This window comes from Mesorhizobium sp. M0276 (assembly GCF_040321755.1).
Taxonomy (GTDB): Bacteria; Pseudomonadota; Alphaproteobacteria; order Rhizobiales; family Rhizobiaceae; genus Mesorhizobium.
In genome coordinates this window covers 1-16,193 of sequence record NZ_JAMYSC010000029.1, presented here as the reverse complement: position 1 = coordinate 16,193, position 16,193 = coordinate 1, and the positions used below count along the sequence as shown (strand labels likewise).

14 protein-coding genes are annotated in these 16,193 nt (G+C 63.2%); 5 read left to right on the top strand and 9 right to left on the bottom strand.

Annotation, left to right across the window (positions count from 1 at the left end):
- Positions 1–132: 132 nt before the first annotated feature.
- The 4 genes from NKJ01_RS22035 to NKJ01_RS22020 all read left to right on the top strand — a co-directional run bounded on the left by NKJ01_RS22035 (position 133) and on the right by NKJ01_RS22020 (position 5,120).
- Complete coding sequence (locus NKJ01_RS22035; protein WP_352730887.1) at positions 133–555, top strand: hypothetical protein; 423 nt, start codon at positions 133–135, stop codon at positions 553–555.
- A 266-nt stretch (positions 556–821) separates the two neighbouring features.
- Positions 822–2,684, top strand: coding sequence for an ABC transporter ATP-binding protein (locus NKJ01_RS22030; protein ID WP_352730885.1), 1,863 nt, complete (start codon positions 822–824; stop codon positions 2,682–2,684).
- Positions 2,684–4,576, top strand: a complete 1,893-nt coding sequence (locus NKJ01_RS22025; protein ID WP_352730883.1) for an ABC transporter ATP-binding protein — start codon at positions 2,684–2,686, stop codon at positions 4,574–4,576. Before NKJ01_RS22030 ends, NKJ01_RS22025 begins: the two co-directional genes overlap by 1 nt.
- 211 nt (positions 4,577–4,787) lie before the next feature.
- Positions 4,788–5,120 (top strand): hypothetical protein, encoded by a 333-nt coding sequence (locus NKJ01_RS22020; RefSeq protein WP_352730880.1) that lies wholly within the window; start codon positions 4,788–4,790, stop codon positions 5,118–5,120.
- A 47-nt stretch (positions 5,121–5,167) separates the two neighbouring features.
- Here the strand turns inward: NKJ01_RS22020 and NKJ01_RS22015 are convergent, their stop codons facing one another.
- From NKJ01_RS22015 to NKJ01_RS21985, 7 genes are all read right to left on the bottom strand, one after another.
- Positions 5,168–5,950, bottom strand: a complete 783-nt coding sequence (locus NKJ01_RS22015; protein WP_352730877.1) for an ABC transporter ATP-binding protein — start codon at positions 5,948–5,950, stop codon at positions 5,168–5,170.
- Positions 5,951–5,960: 10 nt separating this feature from the next.
- Positions 5,961–6,824: an ABC transporter permease gene (locus NKJ01_RS22010; RefSeq protein WP_352730875.1), complete on the bottom strand. Its 864-nt coding sequence runs from the start codon at positions 6,822–6,824 to the stop codon at positions 5,961–5,963.
- Between the two features lie 28 nt (positions 6,825–6,852).
- Complete coding sequence (locus tag NKJ01_RS22005) at positions 6,853–7,860, bottom strand: ABC transporter substrate-binding protein (protein ID WP_352730872.1); 1,008 nt, start codon at positions 7,858–7,860, stop codon at positions 6,853–6,855.
- Between the two features lie 296 nt (positions 7,861–8,156).
- Complete coding sequence (hutC, locus tag NKJ01_RS22000; protein ID WP_352606430.1) at positions 8,157–8,888, bottom strand: histidine utilization transcriptional repressor HutC; 732 nt, start codon at positions 8,886–8,888, stop codon at positions 8,157–8,159.
- Between the two features lie 32 nt (positions 8,889–8,920).
- Entirely contained in the window at positions 8,921–9,946 is a 1,026-nt protein-coding gene (locus tag NKJ01_RS21995; protein ID WP_352730870.1) for a zinc-dependent alcohol dehydrogenase, read from the bottom strand.
- 14 nt (positions 9,947–9,960) lie between these two features.
- Entirely contained in the window at positions 9,961–11,283 is a 1,323-nt protein-coding gene (hisD, locus tag NKJ01_RS21990; protein WP_352730867.1) for a histidinol dehydrogenase, read from the bottom strand.
- A gap of 202 nt (positions 11,284–11,485) precedes the next feature.
- The gene (locus NKJ01_RS21985) at positions 11,486–12,259 is read right to left on the bottom strand and encodes an SDR family NAD(P)-dependent oxidoreductase (protein ID WP_352730866.1); all 774 of its coding nucleotides are present in this window, start codon (positions 12,257–12,259) and stop codon (positions 11,486–11,488) included.
- Positions 12,260–12,368: 109 nt separating this feature from the next.
- On the opposite strand from NKJ01_RS21985, the gene NKJ01_RS21980 reads away from it, so the two are divergent.
- Positions 12,369–12,764 (top strand): hypothetical protein, encoded by a 396-nt coding sequence (locus NKJ01_RS21980; protein ID WP_352730864.1) that lies wholly within the window; start codon positions 12,369–12,371, stop codon positions 12,762–12,764.
- Between the two features lie 261 nt (positions 12,765–13,025).
- Here NKJ01_RS21980 and NKJ01_RS21975 read toward each other — a convergent pair whose 3' ends face one another.
- Together NKJ01_RS21975 and NKJ01_RS21970 are read right to left on the bottom strand one after the other, a co-directional pair.
- Positions 13,026–13,283, bottom strand: a complete 258-nt coding sequence (locus tag NKJ01_RS21975) for a BrnA antitoxin family protein (protein WP_352730862.1) — start codon at positions 13,281–13,283, stop codon at positions 13,026–13,028.
- Between the two features lie 99 nt (positions 13,284–13,382).
- Positions 13,383–16,193: nitrate reductase (locus NKJ01_RS21970; RefSeq protein WP_352730860.1), on the bottom strand; the 2,811-nt coding region annotated here is incomplete at its 5' end.

Below are 16,193 nucleotides of genomic sequence, written 5' to 3'. Positions count from 1 at the left end.
GCCGTAACCGGAAGCGCGGAGTTTCTACCGCCGTGCTTGGCTTGGGCACTTCCTCGCATACAAGTACATTCGTTTGTGCTAATATATCCTAGTCATGCACAATCGTTCGTGACTAACATGTGGGAGGACGCAATGAAAACCATGAATCGCAGGTCTGCAATTGCTCTCGGTGTGACGGCTGCCGCGATAACGCCTCTGTTCACCTTGGTGGCGTCCGCGAAGGTCAAGAAATACGGTCCGAAAGAAGGCAAGGAGATTGCGCCCGGTGTCAGACTGGTTGAGGTCGGCACCGGCAACTCCGACATTCCCGCCTACAAGAGCATCGCCATTGTCGACATAGTCTTTCAGCCCGGAGCACATGCGCCTCAAACCGTGATGGACAACGACATGGTCTGCACGATCACTTCCGGCGCGTTCACCATCAAGAAGGCAGACAAGGAATTCAAGCTCAAGACAGGTGACATGTACACCTGCTCCAAGGGCAAGACCGACGAGGCGACGAATACAAGCAAGGAGGTCGGTGTGCATCGTCTCGCCGTCCTGATACCTGCCTAGCAACTGGAACTCCGGCCGGACGGTTGGTTGCATCTCGTCCGGCCATCTCTTGCCTAACTGCGGCTGCCGGCCTCGTGGCCGATGGCCGCTACGAGCCGGTCCCGGCAATGCACCGGATCACACTCGCAGCATGTTGCTTCAGGCACAGTGCGCTGACGGCATTGGCTCTTGAACGATGCAACCGGACCCGCGTACCATCGCGCCATCTGAATTGAGTCTGCTTTATTAGTCCGGGCTAACGTCCGGATTGGTTTGGATATTTTCCTTTGAACACGCAAGCAATCGGCGGCGCGCCGGAGCGCGGCAAATCGTTTGCCCATGTGGCGGAAGCCTCCTGGGGCAAGGGCCTCAGCACCTTGCTCCGTATCGTGCGCATGACGCTGCGCCATCCCTGGCAGGTCTCCATCACCATCGTCTCGACCTTCATTGCCGCGACGCTTCAGCTGTTCATTCCGCGCCTGCTGGGACGCGCCATCGACCAGGCGCAGGGCGTCATGACCACGGGTGCCGGTGCCGCGGCAGAGCAAGCGCTGTGGAACACGGCGCTGACACTGCTCGTCGTCAGCATCCTGCGCGGTCTCTTCACCATGGCGCAGAACTACTATGGCGAGGCCGTCGGCCACCGCACCGGCTATGAGCTGCGCCTGGCATTCTATGAGAAGATCCAGCGATTGAGCTTCTCCTTCCACGACAGGGTCCACACCGGCGATCTGATCACGCTCGGCCTGCTCGATCTCGACGGCGTGCGCATGTTCTTCTCCACCGGCATCCTGCGCGTCGTGCTGCTCGGCGTGTTGATCGGCGTCGGCGCCTATCTGCTGATCAGCACCGACCTTGTACTCGGGCTGCTCAGCTTGAGCTTCGTGCCGTTCGTTGCCTGGCGATCCTCAGTCACCCAGCTCGCATTGCGCAGCACCTGGCTAACGTTGCAGGAGCGCCTCTCGGTGTTGAGCCGCGTGATGGACGAGAATCTCGGCGGCATCCGTGTCGTGCGGGCCTTCGCGGCGCAGCGGCATGAGCTCGAAAAATTCGACCGCGCCAAGCTGTCGGCGCTGGAGCTTGCCAATCAGCGCGTCGACATCCGCGTCGCTAACACCAGCGCCATGAACTTCTCCTTCCTGGCCGCCATGGGCCTGGTACTCTGGTTCGGTGGCCAGAAGGTGATTGCGGGCCAAATCAGCGTCGGCACGCTGGCCCAGTTCCTCACCTTCATGACCATCCTGCAGATGCCCGTTCGCCAGCTCGGCCTGATGGTCAACTCGTTCGCGCGCGCCTCGACCTGCGGCACCCGCCTGTTCGAACTGCTCGACGCTGAGCTCGACATCGAGGACGCGCCTGGCGCCAAGGACCTCGTCGTCACCGACGGCGTTTTGCGCTTCGACAATGTCGGCTTCCGCTATGAGGGCGCGAGCGGCCGGCCAACGCTGTCGGGCATCTCATTCGAGGCCCGGTCCGGCGAGACCATCGGCATTGTCGGCCCGCCTGGCAGCGGCAAGTCGACCATCGCACACCTGATCCCGCGTTTCTACGACGTCACTTCAGGTGCGATCACCATTGATGGCCAGGACATCCGCGAGGTGACGCTGCAATCGTTGCGCAAGGCCGTCGGTGTCGTGCAGCAGGACGCGTTCCTGTTCACCACCTCGATCGAGAACAACATCGCCTACGGCAATCCCTGGGCGCGCGAGACCCGCATCGGCCAGGCGGCCGAGTACGCCCAGCTGCATAACTACATCATCGGTCTCCCGGCGGGCTACACCACGGTGGTCGGCGAACGCGGTGCGTCGCTTTCCGGTGGCCAGCGGCAGCGCCTGACCATCGCCCGCAGCCTGATGCTGCGGCCATCGGTGCTGGTCTTCGACGATTCGACCGCGGCAATAGACGCCGGCACCGAGCAGCGGATCCGGGCGGCGATGAAGCGCTTCGCCAAGGATCGCGTCACGCTGATCATCTCGCATCGGCTGAGTTCGCTGATGCATGCCGACCAGATCCTGTTCGTCGAGGGCGGCCGGATCGTCGAACGCGGCACGCATGAGCAATTGCTGGCGCTCGGTGGACGCTATCGCGCGCTCTACGATCTGCAGCTGCGGCCCGACGATGACCGTCCTGCGGTTATGGGAGCTGCGTGATGTCGACGCAGGACGACGATGACAAGGAAGACAAAAGCGGGCGGCCGACCAAGGCCGTCGTCGGCTCGCATCGCGACGAGGAAGAGGTTTTCGGCAAGGCCTACGATCCGCGCATCATCAGGCGCATCTGGAGCTTCGTGAGACCCTACCAGAGCCGCATTTTCATCTCGGTCGCCGCGGTGCTGGTGTTCACCCTGACGCAATTGGCGATCCCGCTGGTCATCCGCTACGCCATCGACCATGGCATGACGGCGGGCCGGCTCGACCAGTCGGTGATGATCGCCGCGACCGGCGCGTTCACGTTGGTCATCCTCATCAACTATGCAGCCAGCTATGTTCAGGAAAGCGTCGTCGGCAAGGTCGCCGAGAACGTGCTGTCCGACCTGCGCCGTGCCATGTTCAGCCATCTGCAGCGTGTCTCGCTGAGCTTCATGGACAAGACCGAAGTCGGCCGGCTGATGTCGCGCCTGCAGGGCGACGTCAATTCGATGCAGGAATTCCTCGAGACGTCTGTGATGTCGGTCGGTGACATCGTGCTCTTGTTCGGCATTGTCAGCGTGCTTTTGTGGCTCGATTTCCGGCTCGGCCTGCTGACGCTGTCGACCATGCCGGTGCTGTTCGTCGTGCGCCTGTTTTGGCTGCCGCGTGCCAAGGTCGCCTTCATGGCTGCGCACGAAACCAACTCGATCGCCAATGGCGCGCTGGCCGAAGGCATTCATGGCGTACGAACGGTGCAGAGCCTCGAGCGCCAGCACGTCAATTTCGACCTCTACGACGAGAAGGTGCTGGCCAATCTCAATGCCCATCTGCGCTCGGCGAAATATGCGCAGGTGATGGTGCCGATCGTCGACACGCTGACCGGCATCGCCATGGCGACGGTCATCGTCGTCGGTGGTTCGATGGTGCTCTCGCACAGCCTCGATATCGGCGTCATGGTAGCGTTCCTGTTCTACATCCAGCGCTTCTTCGACCCGATCCGCTCGCTGACCATGCAGTACAGCGTCATGCAGCGCGCCATGGCTTCGGGCCAGCGCATCTCCGAGGTGCTCGATGTTCCCGTCGACGTCAGTGACAGGCAAGGCGCCGTCGCCCTGACGCGCGACATGGACGGCTCGGTCGAGTTCAGGAACGTCACCTTCGGATACCGGCCGAACCAGCCGGTGCTGAAGAACATCTCCTTTCGCGTCAATCCGGGCGAGACCGTGGCCCTTGTCGGTCCGACCGGGTCGGGCAAGTCAAGCTCGATGGCGCTGGTGCACCGTTTCTACGATGTCTGGTCGGGTCAGGTCCTGGTCGGCGGCCACGATGTGCGTGACCTGACGCAGCATTCGCTCGGCGATCAGGTGGCGATGGTGCTGCAGGAGCCGTTCCTGTTCTCAGGTTCGGTGCTGGAAAACATCCGCTATCACAAGACGGGTGCCAGCCGCGAAGAAGTGGTGCGTGCCGCGAAGGCCGTCGGCGCGCACGATTTCATCGAGAACCTGTCCGATGGCTACGACACCGAGCTCGAGCAGCGCGGCGGCAATCTCTCGCTTGGCCAGCGCCAGCTGATCAGTTTTGCGCGCGCCCTGGTGGCGGATGCGAAGATCCTGGTGCTCGACGAAGCCACGGCCAGCATCGATTCCTACACCGAGATGCTGATCCAGAAGGCGCTGGTCAAACTGCTGGAAGGCCGCACAGGGCTGGTTATCGCCCACCGTCTGGCCACCATCCGCGGCGCCGACCGCATCATCGTGCTGCAGAACGGCGAGATCGTCGAAAGCGGCAACCACGAACAGCTGATGCAGGGGAAAGGCCTTTACGCCCGCCTTTACAACATGAATTACGCTTCGTTCGATGACATTTCTGGGGAAGAAATGGCAATGGACGCGGCGCTCGGCAAAGCGACCTGAGTGCGGCCGGCAGGGTTCGACCCGACAGATCGCCTGCTGCCCGTGCGTTTTCTGACAAGGCCTATGTGCGAGATCGCCTGAGTGAGGCAAGCGGCGATTGCGCAATACGGCCGTTGTCCAAAGATCGCTTGTCCCGATTTTGTGAAGGAACGTGTGGGTGCAGAATCCGTTTTCGTCCCGTGCATGTCTCGCATGAACAGGAGGCATCCTCATGAAACGGCAGATGATGCTCACCGGTGCCATTGTCTTGGCGGCCGCGAGCGCGATCTCTTTTAGCACTGTCGCCGATGCCGCGGTCGTCAGGCACCATTCTGTCCGCCATGCCGCGGCACATCGCGGCGGCGAGCATCGGCACGTGGTTCACCGGGAATATCTACGGACTGACGTGTGGGTTGGCGGCGGTTGGACGGGCGACAACTCGGCCGGTGACAATGCCCGGATGGACAGCTACTACAATGGTTACGGCAGCTACCATGGGTATGTCGGCGACTTTTGCGGAACCGTCGCGTGGACGCTCGGCCTATGCGGTCCCCACGGCCCCTGATTCCTGACTGATATGTGGGGCCAACGAATTGTTTGACCGCCCGGATGCTACGCCATTTCGGGACGTCTCGACGCCTCGCGGATCGCCTTGTGGACGCCGCGCTGCAAATCCATGAATGCCGGGCTTTCCATCACCTCCTCGCGGCGCGGACGCTCGATATCGACGTTGAACGTCTGCGTGATGCGCCCCGGACCGATCCCCATGACGACGATCCGGTCAGACAGATAAACGGCCTCCTCCACGTCATGGGTGACAAACAGGACGGTCAACCTGTGTTCCTCCCAGATCTGCGTCAGCAGCTCCTGCATCTGATGCCGGGTCAAGGCATCGAGCGCGCCGAAGGGCTCGTCCATCAACAGCATCTTGGGCCGATAGGAAAGCGCACGGGCGATGGCAACGCGCTGCTTCATGCCGCCCGAGAGTTCGGCCGGATAGCGATCAGCGCTGTCCGACAGCTTGACGAGCTCGAGATGCTCTAGCGCGATGCTGCGGCAGGTCGAACGGTCGTAGCCGGCGGCCTTGAGGGCAAACTCGATGTTCTGCCGCGCGGTCAGCCAGGGAAGCAGCGTGTAGGACTGGAAGACGACGCCCCGGTCGAGCCCCGGCTGCACGATCGGCGCGCCATCGATGCTGAGATCGCCGGCGTCGAAATCCTGCAATCCGGCGACGATCGACAGTAGCGTGCTCTTGCCGCAGCCCGATATGCCGACCAGGGAGACGAACTCGTTGTCGGCAAGATCGAGGTTGATGTCGCGCAGCACTTCCTTGCGCCGCTCGCCCGTGCCGAAGCTCTTGTTGAGACCGGCGATCCGCAATTTGGGGGGGCTCATCGGCGGCACCTCATTGCGAGCGGCCCTCCTGCTTGAACAGCACCTTTTCCAACGCCTTCATGACCTGGTCGGTGATCAGGCCGAGCAGGCCCAAGAGCAGGATATAGCCGATGATGGTGTTGGTCTGGAAATAGCGCTGCGACACGGTGATGCGATAGCCAAGCCCGGATGTCGCCGCGACCAGTTCGGCCAGCACCAGCCAGGTCCACGCCCAGCCCAGGCTGATGCGCAGCGTATCCCAGATACCCGGCAGAGCGCTGGGGACGACAATGCGCGTCAGGATCTTGCGATCCGGCAGGCCGAGCGTGCGCCCAAGGCCGATGAAATCGGCGGGAACCCGTTTGACGTTGTCCATGATCATCAGCACCTGCTGGAAGAAGGTGCCGATGAAGATGATCAGGAATTTCTGCGTATCGCCGGTACCCGCCCACAGGATGGAGAGCGGCACGAAGGCGACGACCGGCATGTAGCGGATGAAATCCACCAGGGGTTCGATGGCCGCTTCCCAGGAGCGGAAGCTGCCGATCAGAACGCCGATCGGTATCGACAGTGCCGAGGCGATGAGGAAGCCGATGGAAATGCGGTACATCGAGGCTTTGAGGTCCAGCCACAACGTGCCGTCAGCGGCGAGCTTCGCGATCTGCGTCGCGACGCTGCCCGGCGACGGCAGAAAGATCGGCTTCACCAATCCCAGTCCGGTCGCCGCCCACCAGGCAAGGCCAAGCCCGACAAAGACAGCCACGGCGATCGTCAGGAAACGCGACCTGGCGATGGGCGCGCCGATCCCTGAGTATCGGCGGCGCCTCGCCGGTTTCGTAATAGGGCCTGGCGCGGAATGCGCCGGGCCTGTTTCCGCCGGTCGCTTCGCCGACATTTGCGTCACCACAGCGATCCGGCCTTGGTCATTCCGCCGCCTTGACGAAAGACGGGTCGATCATCTTTTCCGGCGTTACATCGGCCTGCAGCAGCTTGGCGTTCTTGGCAGCGGCTTCGACATCGGCGAAGGTCTTCGTGCTGAAGTCGCCGGTGAGCGCCGTCTTGTTTTCGGCGAGCGAGTAGTACCGCACGCCGTCAAAGGCGGTGTTGAGGTCCTTGACGTCCGAACCGACGGCCTTGGCAATGATGGCGCGGCCGCCTGATGTATCGGCTTTGTAGTCCTTGAGCGCCGCGTCCCAGCTCTTGATCATGGCCAGCACCTGGCCGGGCCGCGACTTGATCACCTCGTCGCGCACCACCAGCACGTCGCTGATCAGGCCGGGATCCTCGCCGGCGGTGAACAGCAGCTTGACGTCCTTGTTCTGCGCCATGGCGACAGTGAGGTACGGCTCGTAGGTCACCGCGACCGGCACCTGGCCCGCGATCAGGGCACCGCCTGCGTCGGATGCCGGCATCGGCACGGGCTTCACGTCGTCGATCGACATGCCGTTCTTGGCGAGCGCATATTTGAGCAGGATGTCGCTCGTCGTGCCTTCCTCGAAGGCGACTTCCTTGCCCTTGAGGTCCTTGATCGAGGTGATGTCCTTGCCGGCGATCATGGCGTCGGCGGTCATGCTGACATCGAGCAGCAGCACGATCTTCACCGGCAGGCCGGCCGCAACCATGCCCATCGCCGTGTGCGTGGCGATATTGGCGGCGTCGAGCTGGCCGCTTGCGAGCGCCGCGTTGATGTCCTTGTCCTCGGCGAAATTGACGATCTGTACGTCGGTCAAACCGTTTGCCTTGAACAGCGCCTTGGCCTCCGCGACATGCCACTGGCCATAGCCAAGCCAGGGCTCGATGCCGATCTTGAACGCTCCCGCCTCCGGCGTGGTGGGAATGGCCGCATCGGCCGCGTAGGCTGCCGGGGCGGCGGCGAGCCCGATGGCGACGGCCATCACGAGCGCGCGAAATTGTCCTGTTAGGTTACGCATCATCTTTGTTCCCCTTGATGATCAGACCGCTTTTCTTACCCAGGCGTCCGGTCTGTTGAGACTGCGGGTTTCTGCTCTTGCGGCACTGTGCCTCGGCGTCTTACCTGCCACCTCATGGTGAAGTGCGAGGATATTTCAGCGTCAGCAGGAGCGGATGTCAAGGCTAAAATACATACATGCATATACAAGTTGGAAAGGACTCAATTTCGACTTTGATCGTGCGCCTCTGCCTGCCCTCAATACATGCAAAATACATTGGCAACGAAACCTCTCCGTCTTGCGTCGCAGCGTTACGGTCAGCTATTTTTGGAAGGGGAATAACGGCTGCCGAGCGAGTAGCGGCTGCCGGCATATGTCAGCCTGCTGATCGTCGCCACCACCGCGCCCGTCCATGTCCGGCGGTTCAGGAAAAGGCAGCAGGCGCCGACATCGATACCCAGATGCCGCGCCGTCTCGGCATCAGCCGGGATCGCCGAGATGATATGCTCGACCTCGCTCACCGGGGTTTTCTGCATCAGGTAGTCATAGGTCGCCGTCTTCGAAAAATCCTGCTTGTCGTAGTCGGGTATCAGAGCCGGATTGACGAAGCGCTCTTCCAACTGCACCGGCAGATCGTTCTCGAAATTGACGACGACGGAATGATAGATCGAGACACGTTTTGGAAATTCGAACGACAGCGCCAACTCCTTTGTCGGCATGATCGTTTCGAGCACGAGGACTTCGGAGCGATGCCTGTTGCCGCGCTCGACGATTTCCGCAGCGATATTGTTGATCTCGATCAGCGTGGATTGCGGCCGCGGTGGCGCAATGAAAGTTCCCACACCTTGCAGCCGGGTCAGAAATCCCGCCGCGGTCAGTTCCCGCAAGGCGCGGTGCACCGTCATCCGCGATACGCCGAGCGACGCCACCAACTCATTCTCGGACGGCAGCTTGCGATCCTTGCTCCACTTGCCGGTTCCGATATTCGTCAGAATATAGTCCTTCACCTTCTCGTAGAGAGGGCTGGCCGTATCGGGCAAGGTGATCATTTCAAAAGTCCTTTCCGGCGATTGATCGGAAATCACGACGGCTCGACAGGTTGCCGCATGCGGATGATTGTTTTCAAGCCGTCGCTGCGCCCCGCCAACAGCCGCTCATAGGCGGCGGGAAGCTCATCCAGGCCGATCTCTTGATCGATCAGGGCCAGCAGCGGTTCGCTGAGTTCACCCAGCATCCGGACGGCCTCGGGCAGCTCGTCGGCAAAGGCGTGGCATCCCAGCAACCCGATTTCGCGTTCGACCAGACTATTGGGATCGATGTCGAGGCGGCCATGGAAGATGCCGACCATAGCAATCGTGCCGCCGGGATCGAGAACGCCGAGCAATTGGTTCAGTGCCGCGATGCTTCCTGTCGCTTCGATGGCCGCGAGCAACGGGGCATTGGCGGTAGCGCTGGCAATGGCATCCCGGTTCAGGTCGACGATCGTTGCCCCGGTCACCTGCGCTACCCGGGCGCAACGGCCTAGGTTGCGGTCGGCAACCAGCACGGTACCAGCGAAGGTGCGTGACAGCAGTAACGCGGCAAGACCGCCGATGGGTCCACAGCCGACGACCAGCACGGAACCTGCCGTTTTCGGCAGCCGCCGCACCGCGTGCAGCGCCACCGCCAGCGGCTCGGCCATCGCAGCGACCCGCTCGTCGAGCGCGGCATCGATGGCATGCAGCAGCCGCGCCGGCAGCACCGCCTGTTCTGCAAATCCGCCGTCGCAGATCTCACCCACGAAGCCCAGCGACACGCAGAGATGGCGCCTGCCGGCACGGCATTGCGCACACTCCCCGCACCAGAAGCGGGAATCGGCAATTACCCTGTCGCCGATGACGAACCTGTCCACGCCCTCGCCAATGGCGATCACCGTGCCGGTCACCTCATGGCCCGCCGTCGAAGGCGACCGGCTTATCCATTGGCCGGTGCGGAAATTGTGCAGGTCCGAACCGCAAATGCCGGCGGCATCGACCCTCAGCTTCACCCAGCCCGCACCCGGCGGGCCTGGCGTGGCGATATCCTCGACGCGCAGGTCGCCGGGTCCATAAAGTCGGGCGGCCTTCATCGCGACGTGTCCGCTCAGCCGGCGAGATAGCGGTCGCGGATCTCCGACACCGCGTTCTCGTGCGAACTGAACCCCTCGTAGCGGGCGAGCCTGCGCGCATGCAGAGCGAGTTCCGGATAGGCCGCCGAGGTCACATAGCCGACCGATGAGCGCTTGACGAAATCCGTCACCGAAAGCGGCCCATAGGTTCGCGCCCAGCGGCTGGTCGGCAGTACGGCATTGGGTCCGAGGACGAAATTGGCAAGGGTAACCGGCGTGTGCGGTCCCATGAGGATTTCGGCTGCCTCGGTGATGCGTCCGAGATGCGCGAACGGCTCCTTCGACAGGATCTCGAGATGTTCGGGCGCATAGTCGTTGATGAAACGGTAGCTGTCTTCCAGCGACGCGGTCAGCACGATGCCGCCGCGCTTTCCCGTCAGCACGGCGCGCGAGAACTCAACACGCTGTTCAGTCATCCGCGACCAGTGATCCGGAAGTGCAGCGAGTGCTGCTTCGGCGACCTTGCGGCTGTGCGTCACCAGATAGGCCGAGGAATCCGGCCCGTGCTCGGCTTCGATGAGAAGATCAAGCGCGGCAAGGCCGCCGTCGACGCTGTCATCGGCAAAGATGATCGCTTCCGACGGGCCGGCTGGAAGACCCGTATTGATGACGGAGGACAACACGCTCTTGGCCGCCACCACCCACGGGCTGCCGGGACCGACGATCTTGAGTGCGGGCTTGACCGTCTCGGTGCCGTAGGCGACGGCGGCGACGGCTTGCGCGCCGCCGCATTTGTAGACGGTCCCGACGCCGGCAAGGCGCGCGGCGACCAGTGTTGCTGCGTCCACCGAACCATCCGATGTCGGCGGCGTCACGATGGCGATCTGCGGCACCCCGGCAATCACCGCTGGTACCGACGTCATCATCGTCACCGACGGGAAGGCGCCCTTGCCGCGCGGCACGTAAAGCGCAACGGAAGCGATCGGCGTGTATCTGTCGCCGGCATAGGCGCCCGGCCGGACTTCCTTGAGCCACATCGTTTCCGGCTTCTGCTCCTCGTGGAAATGCCGGATGTTGTCGATGCCGAATTGGATGCTCTCCACGACATCCTTTTCGACCTTGTCGAACGCCGTGTCGAACTCCTTCTCCGACACCTGCAGTTCGCCTTCAGCGACATTGGCCTTGTCGAGTTCCCTGGCAAACCGGATCAAGGCCGCGTCGCCTTCGTCCTTGACGGCCTGGATGATCGGCCGGACCTTCTCGACGAAGACCGTCAGATCGGCCTCGGCGCGCTTCAGCAGACTGGCGCGCTGGTCGGCATCGATGGATGACAAATCGTGGAAGCTGATGTCGGACATGGCAGCTGGTTCTCCTGGGACTCTTCGAACGCAATGACGGCTGGTCGGCCATCTTTCCGCGGGCCGACGGGTCGACCCGGGACGAGGATCAAAGCCATCGCGAGGCTTCGCCCGGACATAAAGTATATACATGTACGTATGACGGTCGCCAGCAATTTTTCCACCGTCCTTCCGGTCGAAACTGCCGAGGCAAACTGCTCCATCAGATCGAGGCGAGAAAGCCGCCATCGACCGGGATGGACTGGCCGGTGATGTAGGCCGCGGCATCCGAAGCAAGGAACACCGCGATGCCGTGCAGGTCGTGGAGATCGCCGAAGCGGCGCTGCGGAATCTTGGCCAGCATCGACTGCTGCCATGCTTCGCTGCTGTAAAACACGTCGGTCATCGCCGTCCTGAAATAGCCCGGCGCAATGGCGTTGACCCGGATGCCAAGCTCCGCCCACTCCGCCGCAAGCGCCCGTGTCATGCCGAGCAGGCCCGACTTTGACGAGCCGTACGGCACCGCCGTGGGGATTCCGACTTCCGATGTCAGCGAACACAAATTGATGATGGCGCCGGAACGGCCGGCGTCCCGCATCTGCCGTGCGGCGGCCTGGGCACAGAAGAACGCTCCCTTCAGATTTGTATCGACGATCCTGTCCCACAGCGCCTCATCGACATCGAGCGAGGGCCGCACCTCCTCCATCCCGGCATTGTTGACGAGAATATCGAGACCGCCAAGCAGGCCGGCGGCCTCGGCGGTTGCTGCCCGGCACCGCTCGACATCGGTGACGTCAAGCGCGATGGCGTGCGCCACCCCGCCGGCCGCGCGGATGGCTGTCGTCGTTTCCTCAAGCGAAGCCAGGCCGCGCGCCGTGACCGCGACGTCGGCGCCGGCCGCGCTCAGCGCCTCGGCGATGCTGCGCCCGATGCCGCGGCTTGCGCCGGTGACAAGCGCCTTCCTGCCGGAGAGATCGAAGAGAGAAGCATTGCGCATGTGATCCTCCTTGGCAGTGCCGGCTTCGGTTTCGACGCTATCATATCATGTTGCATATACAAGCATATGCAAAGTATTCAGCTGCGCTGCTGATGGCATCATTCGCCGCATGAGCACCCTTGTCGTCAATGTCGACGGCACATTTTATTTGGCCTCGAACCGGACGCAGGTCTTAACTTTCGCGGCGTGGGTTTTTACATCCCTTGGCGTCTGCAAACCATTGACGCTTGAGGAGGCTCCTTTGCAGCAGCAACCAGACTCTGTCGCCGCCCGCCGATTGGGCATTCTCATCGAGCAGTATGTGGAAGCGCGCAAAAAGCGCTACGACTATGTGTCGACCGAACACGCCTATCGGGCCATCCGGCAGGTCCTCAAACCCGCCATTCCCGATCGCGAACTTGACGACATGGTCGCCTCGCATGCCGTCAAGAAGGGTTTGGCAGTCGTTTTCGACCGCCAAACCAAAGCGTCCGCCGATGATATTCCTCCGGGGATCCGGTCTTAAATCAACGCATGCCGGCCGGCCGCGTCAGGCCGCCGACCGATAAGCGCCGGCGTCCGCGCCCGGTTTGTCGAATACAGGACGGTTGTCCTGTTCCGCCATGCCGCGCAGAAAATCGCCAAGGATGCCGCGACCTTTGCCGTGGAATGCAGCGGAGCAGAATTCTGCACCGTTGCAGCGCTCTGGAGTCGCGGCATGTATCCTCGGGTCTGCGCCGCATTGCTACGCTCCTTGCGCCGCCCGTGGATGACGAAGCAATGGGCTCTACTCGTCTCCCGAACCGCCGGCAGTCGACTTGCCTTCTATCGCCCGCCGCAAGGCATCGTTGATGCGATCCTGCCAGCCGGGTCCATCCTCCTGGAAATGATCCAGAACGGCTCGGTCGATCCGGATCGAAACAAGCTCCCTGACACCTGGAGCGGCCGAGGGCTCACGAACCGGAGCAGCCGGCTTCTTCACCGGCTTGAAGGCGGCCTCGGCGGCCATCATCGGATTTGTCGGCCGGCGCGGGGTATTAGCCATTGGGTGACCCTGACTTAAGACGATTCGCGCTCGGTGCTGCACGCTTGTGCCATCTTAGCCCAGCTGGCGCCGCCGCGCAGGTCCTTTTGGTCAGGACAATCACTCGGCTGCCTGAAGAGTTTGTGCGTCGACGATAACCCTGATTTCGGCGCGGCAGGAGCCGCAATTCGTTCCGGCATGCAGCGCCGCTCCGATTGCCGCGACGCTGCCGCAGCCCTGGCGCACCGCTTCCGCGATCTGGTTGGCGCCGACGCCGAAACAGGAGCAGACGATGGCGCCGCGGTCGGCGTCGATCCCGCCGGGCCGTCCGGCCACGATCGACAGCCTGCCGCGCCGGTCGACATGATCGGCACTCAACTGTTCCGCCGCCCAGCCGCGCGACACGGCGACCGGTCCGGGCGCGACGAACAAGGCCCCGGACAATTGATCGCCGTCGAAGGCAGCGATGCGATGCTGGCCGGCGTCGCGGTCATGATAGGCAAGGATATCGGCACCCGGTGACGTGCCGAACAAGGAGCCGGCGAAGCCGGCCCAGTCGATGTCGTCATCGCCAAAGGCAAGCTCGACCCGCCAGCCGGCTTTGCATTTGGCCACGGCCCAGTAGCCCGCCTTGTCGGGCTCCGGCCTCCGCCGCGTCACCGCGAAGCCGAAGGCTTTCGCGGCGAATTTCTCGATGCGGGCCGCGACGTGTTTCAGCGCCGGCTGGCCGGAAATCGGGTCGGTCACCGGCGCGGTCAGTGCATCGAGCCTGCCCTTTGCCGCAAACTGATCGGTCCAGTGCATCGGTGCAAACAGGCTGCCCTGGCGCTGGCGTGCGGTCACAAGCGCGCGCACCAGCACGTCGCCGCGCGGGCTGGAAACGCGCGCGATGTCGGCGTCGCCGATGCCGTAAAGCGCGGCATCCGCCGGGTGGATTTCGACGAAGGGCTCGGCGATGTGCTGGGAAAGCCGCGGGCTTTTCCCCGTCCGCGTCATGGTGTGCCAATGGTCGCGGATACGGCCGGTGTTGAGGATCAGCGGATAGTCCGGGCTGGTGCGGATTTCTGTAGTGGGGCGGATGGCAATGAAGCGCGCCTTGCGGTCGGGTGTGTAGAAATTGCCGTTGGCGAAGAAGCGGGTATTTTCGCCTTCTGGTTTGAGTCCAGCCTGAGCGCCCCCCTCTGGCCTGCCGGCCATCTCCCCCTCCAGGGGGGAGATTGGCAGCTTCGCCGACTGCTCTTGGTTTGCGACGTTGGCAATTGCCGAAGGCTGTAGTGACAGCTGATCTCCCCCCTTGAGGGGGAGATGGCCGGCAGGCCAGAGGGGGGTGCCTTGGCTCGGCGCCGGCCATTGGAACGGCTCAAGCGCCTCATACCCCTCCGCACCAACCCCGGCATAAGCCCCAATGTCGAAATCCCGCGCGCCATCGTTCTCGAACCCCGACAGCGCGGCATGCTCGGCAAACGCCTCCGCCGGCGTGGCATGGGAAAACGCCTCGCCAAAACCCATCCGCTTGCCGACCTCGGCAACAATCCGCCAGTCCGGCAGCACTTCCCCGGGTAGGTCCAAAAAGGCGCGCTGGCGTGAGATTCGGCGCTCGGAATTGGTGACGGTGCCGTCTTTTTCGCCCCAGGCGGCGGCGGGCAGCCGCACATGGGCGTGGCGCACGGTGTCGGTCTGGGCCAACACGTCCGACACCACGACGAACGGGCAGCCCTTGATTGCCGCTTCGACGGCATCGGCGTCCGGCATCGAATCGACCGGGTTGGTGGCCATGATCCACAGCGCCTTGATCCGCCCATCGGCCAGCGCCTGGAACATCTCGACCGCCTTCAGGCCCGGCTTTCGGGCAATGGTCGGTGCATTCCAGAATCGCTGCACGCGGTCGCGATGTTCCGGGTTTTCGACTTCCATATGAGCGGCCAGCATGTTGGCCATGCCGCCGACCTCGCGGCCGCCCATGGCGTTGGGCTGGCCGGTCACCGAAAATGGCCCTGCCCCCGGCTTGCCGATGCGGCCGGTGGCGAGATGGCAGTTTATGATGGCGTTGACCTTGTCGGTGCCCGACGATGACTGGTTCACACCCTGGCTGTAGACGGTCACCGTTTTCGCGGTCGCTGCGAACAGGCTGTAGAAGCGGCCAAGCTCGTCCTCGCTCAGGCCCGTGGAGGCGGCGACCTCGGCAAGGTCGAGCGCGGAGGCGGCGAAAAGAGCCTGCCCGAAACCGGTCGTATGCGCCGTGATATAGGGGCGGTCGAGCACATTGTGCTGGCCGAGATAGGCCAGCAAGCCGGTGAACAGGGCGACGTCGCCATCCGGCGCGATCGCCAGGTGCATGTCGGCGATGTCTGCGGTCATCGTGCGACGCGGATCGACCAGCACGATCTTCATCTCCGGCCGCTTTTCCCGGGCCGCCGCGATGCGCTGGTAGAGCACGGGATGGCACCAGGCGAGGTTGGAGCCGACCAGCACGATGAGGTCGGCAAGCTCCAGATCCTCGTAGGTTCCCGGCACCGTATCGGCGCCGAAGGCACGGCGATGGCCGGCGACCGAGGAGGCCATGCAAAGACGCGAATTGGTGTCGATGTTGGCCGAGCCGACAAAACCTTTCATCAGCTTGTTGGCGACGTAATAGTCTTCGGTCAGCAACTGGCCGGAGACATAGAAGGCAACCGAATCCGGGCCGTGCTCGGCGATGGTTTGCGAGAAGGTCGAGGCGACCAGGTCGAGCGCCTCGTCCCAGCCGGCGCGGCAGCCGTGGATCTCCGGATGAAGCAGCCTGCCGTCAAGGTCGACGGTCTCGGCCAGTGCCGAACCCTTGGAGCAGAGCCGGCCGAAATTGGCCGGATGGCTGGGGTGGGGGGGGGGGGGGCGGCGGGGCGCCCGCGCGCCCGCGCGCGCCCCCCCCCCCCCCCCCCCCCCCCCCCCCCC

Bases quoted from the DNA above. Each gene is read 5' to 3' on its own strand.
- NKJ01_RS21995 (WP_352730870.1), bottom strand. From the start codon at position 9,946: ATGAAGGCCGCCCGACTTTATGGACCCGGCGACCTGCGCGTCGAGGAT.
- hisD (WP_352730867.1), bottom strand. From the start codon at position 11,283: ATGTCCGACATCAGCTTCCACGATTTGTCATCCATCGATGCCGACCAG.
- NKJ01_RS22020 (WP_352730880.1), top strand. From the start codon at position 4,788: ATGAAACGGCAGATGATGCTCACCGGTGCCATTGTCTTGGCGGCCGCG.
- NKJ01_RS22015 (WP_352730877.1), bottom strand. From the start codon at position 5,950: ATGAGCCCCCCCAAATTGCGGATCGCCGGTCTCAACAAGAGCTTCGGC.
- NKJ01_RS21975 (WP_352730862.1), bottom strand. From the start codon at position 13,283: ATGGCTAATACCCCGCGCCGGCCGACAAATCCGATGATGGCCGCCGAG.
- NKJ01_RS22010 (WP_352730875.1), bottom strand. From the start codon at position 6,824: ATGTCGGCGAAGCGACCGGCGGAAACAGGCCCGGCGCATTCCGCGCCA.
- NKJ01_RS21980 (WP_352730864.1), top strand. From the start codon at position 12,369: ATGAGCACCCTTGTCGTCAATGTCGACGGCACATTTTATTTGGCCTCG.
- NKJ01_RS21985 (WP_352730866.1), bottom strand. From the start codon at position 12,259: ATGCGCAATGCTTCTCTCTTCGATCTCTCCGGCAGGAAGGCGCTTGTC.
- NKJ01_RS22035 (WP_352730887.1), top strand. From the start codon at position 133: ATGAAAACCATGAATCGCAGGTCTGCAATTGCTCTCGGTGTGACGGCT.
- NKJ01_RS22005 (WP_352730872.1), bottom strand. From the start codon at position 7,860: ATGCGTAACCTAACAGGACAATTTCGCGCGCTCGTGATGGCCGTCGCC.
- hutC (WP_352606430.1), bottom strand. From the start codon at position 8,888: ATGATCACCTTGCCCGATACGGCCAGCCCTCTCTACGAGAAGGTGAAG.
- NKJ01_RS22025 (WP_352730883.1), top strand. From the start codon at position 2,684: ATGTCGACGCAGGACGACGATGACAAGGAAGACAAAAGCGGGCGGCCG.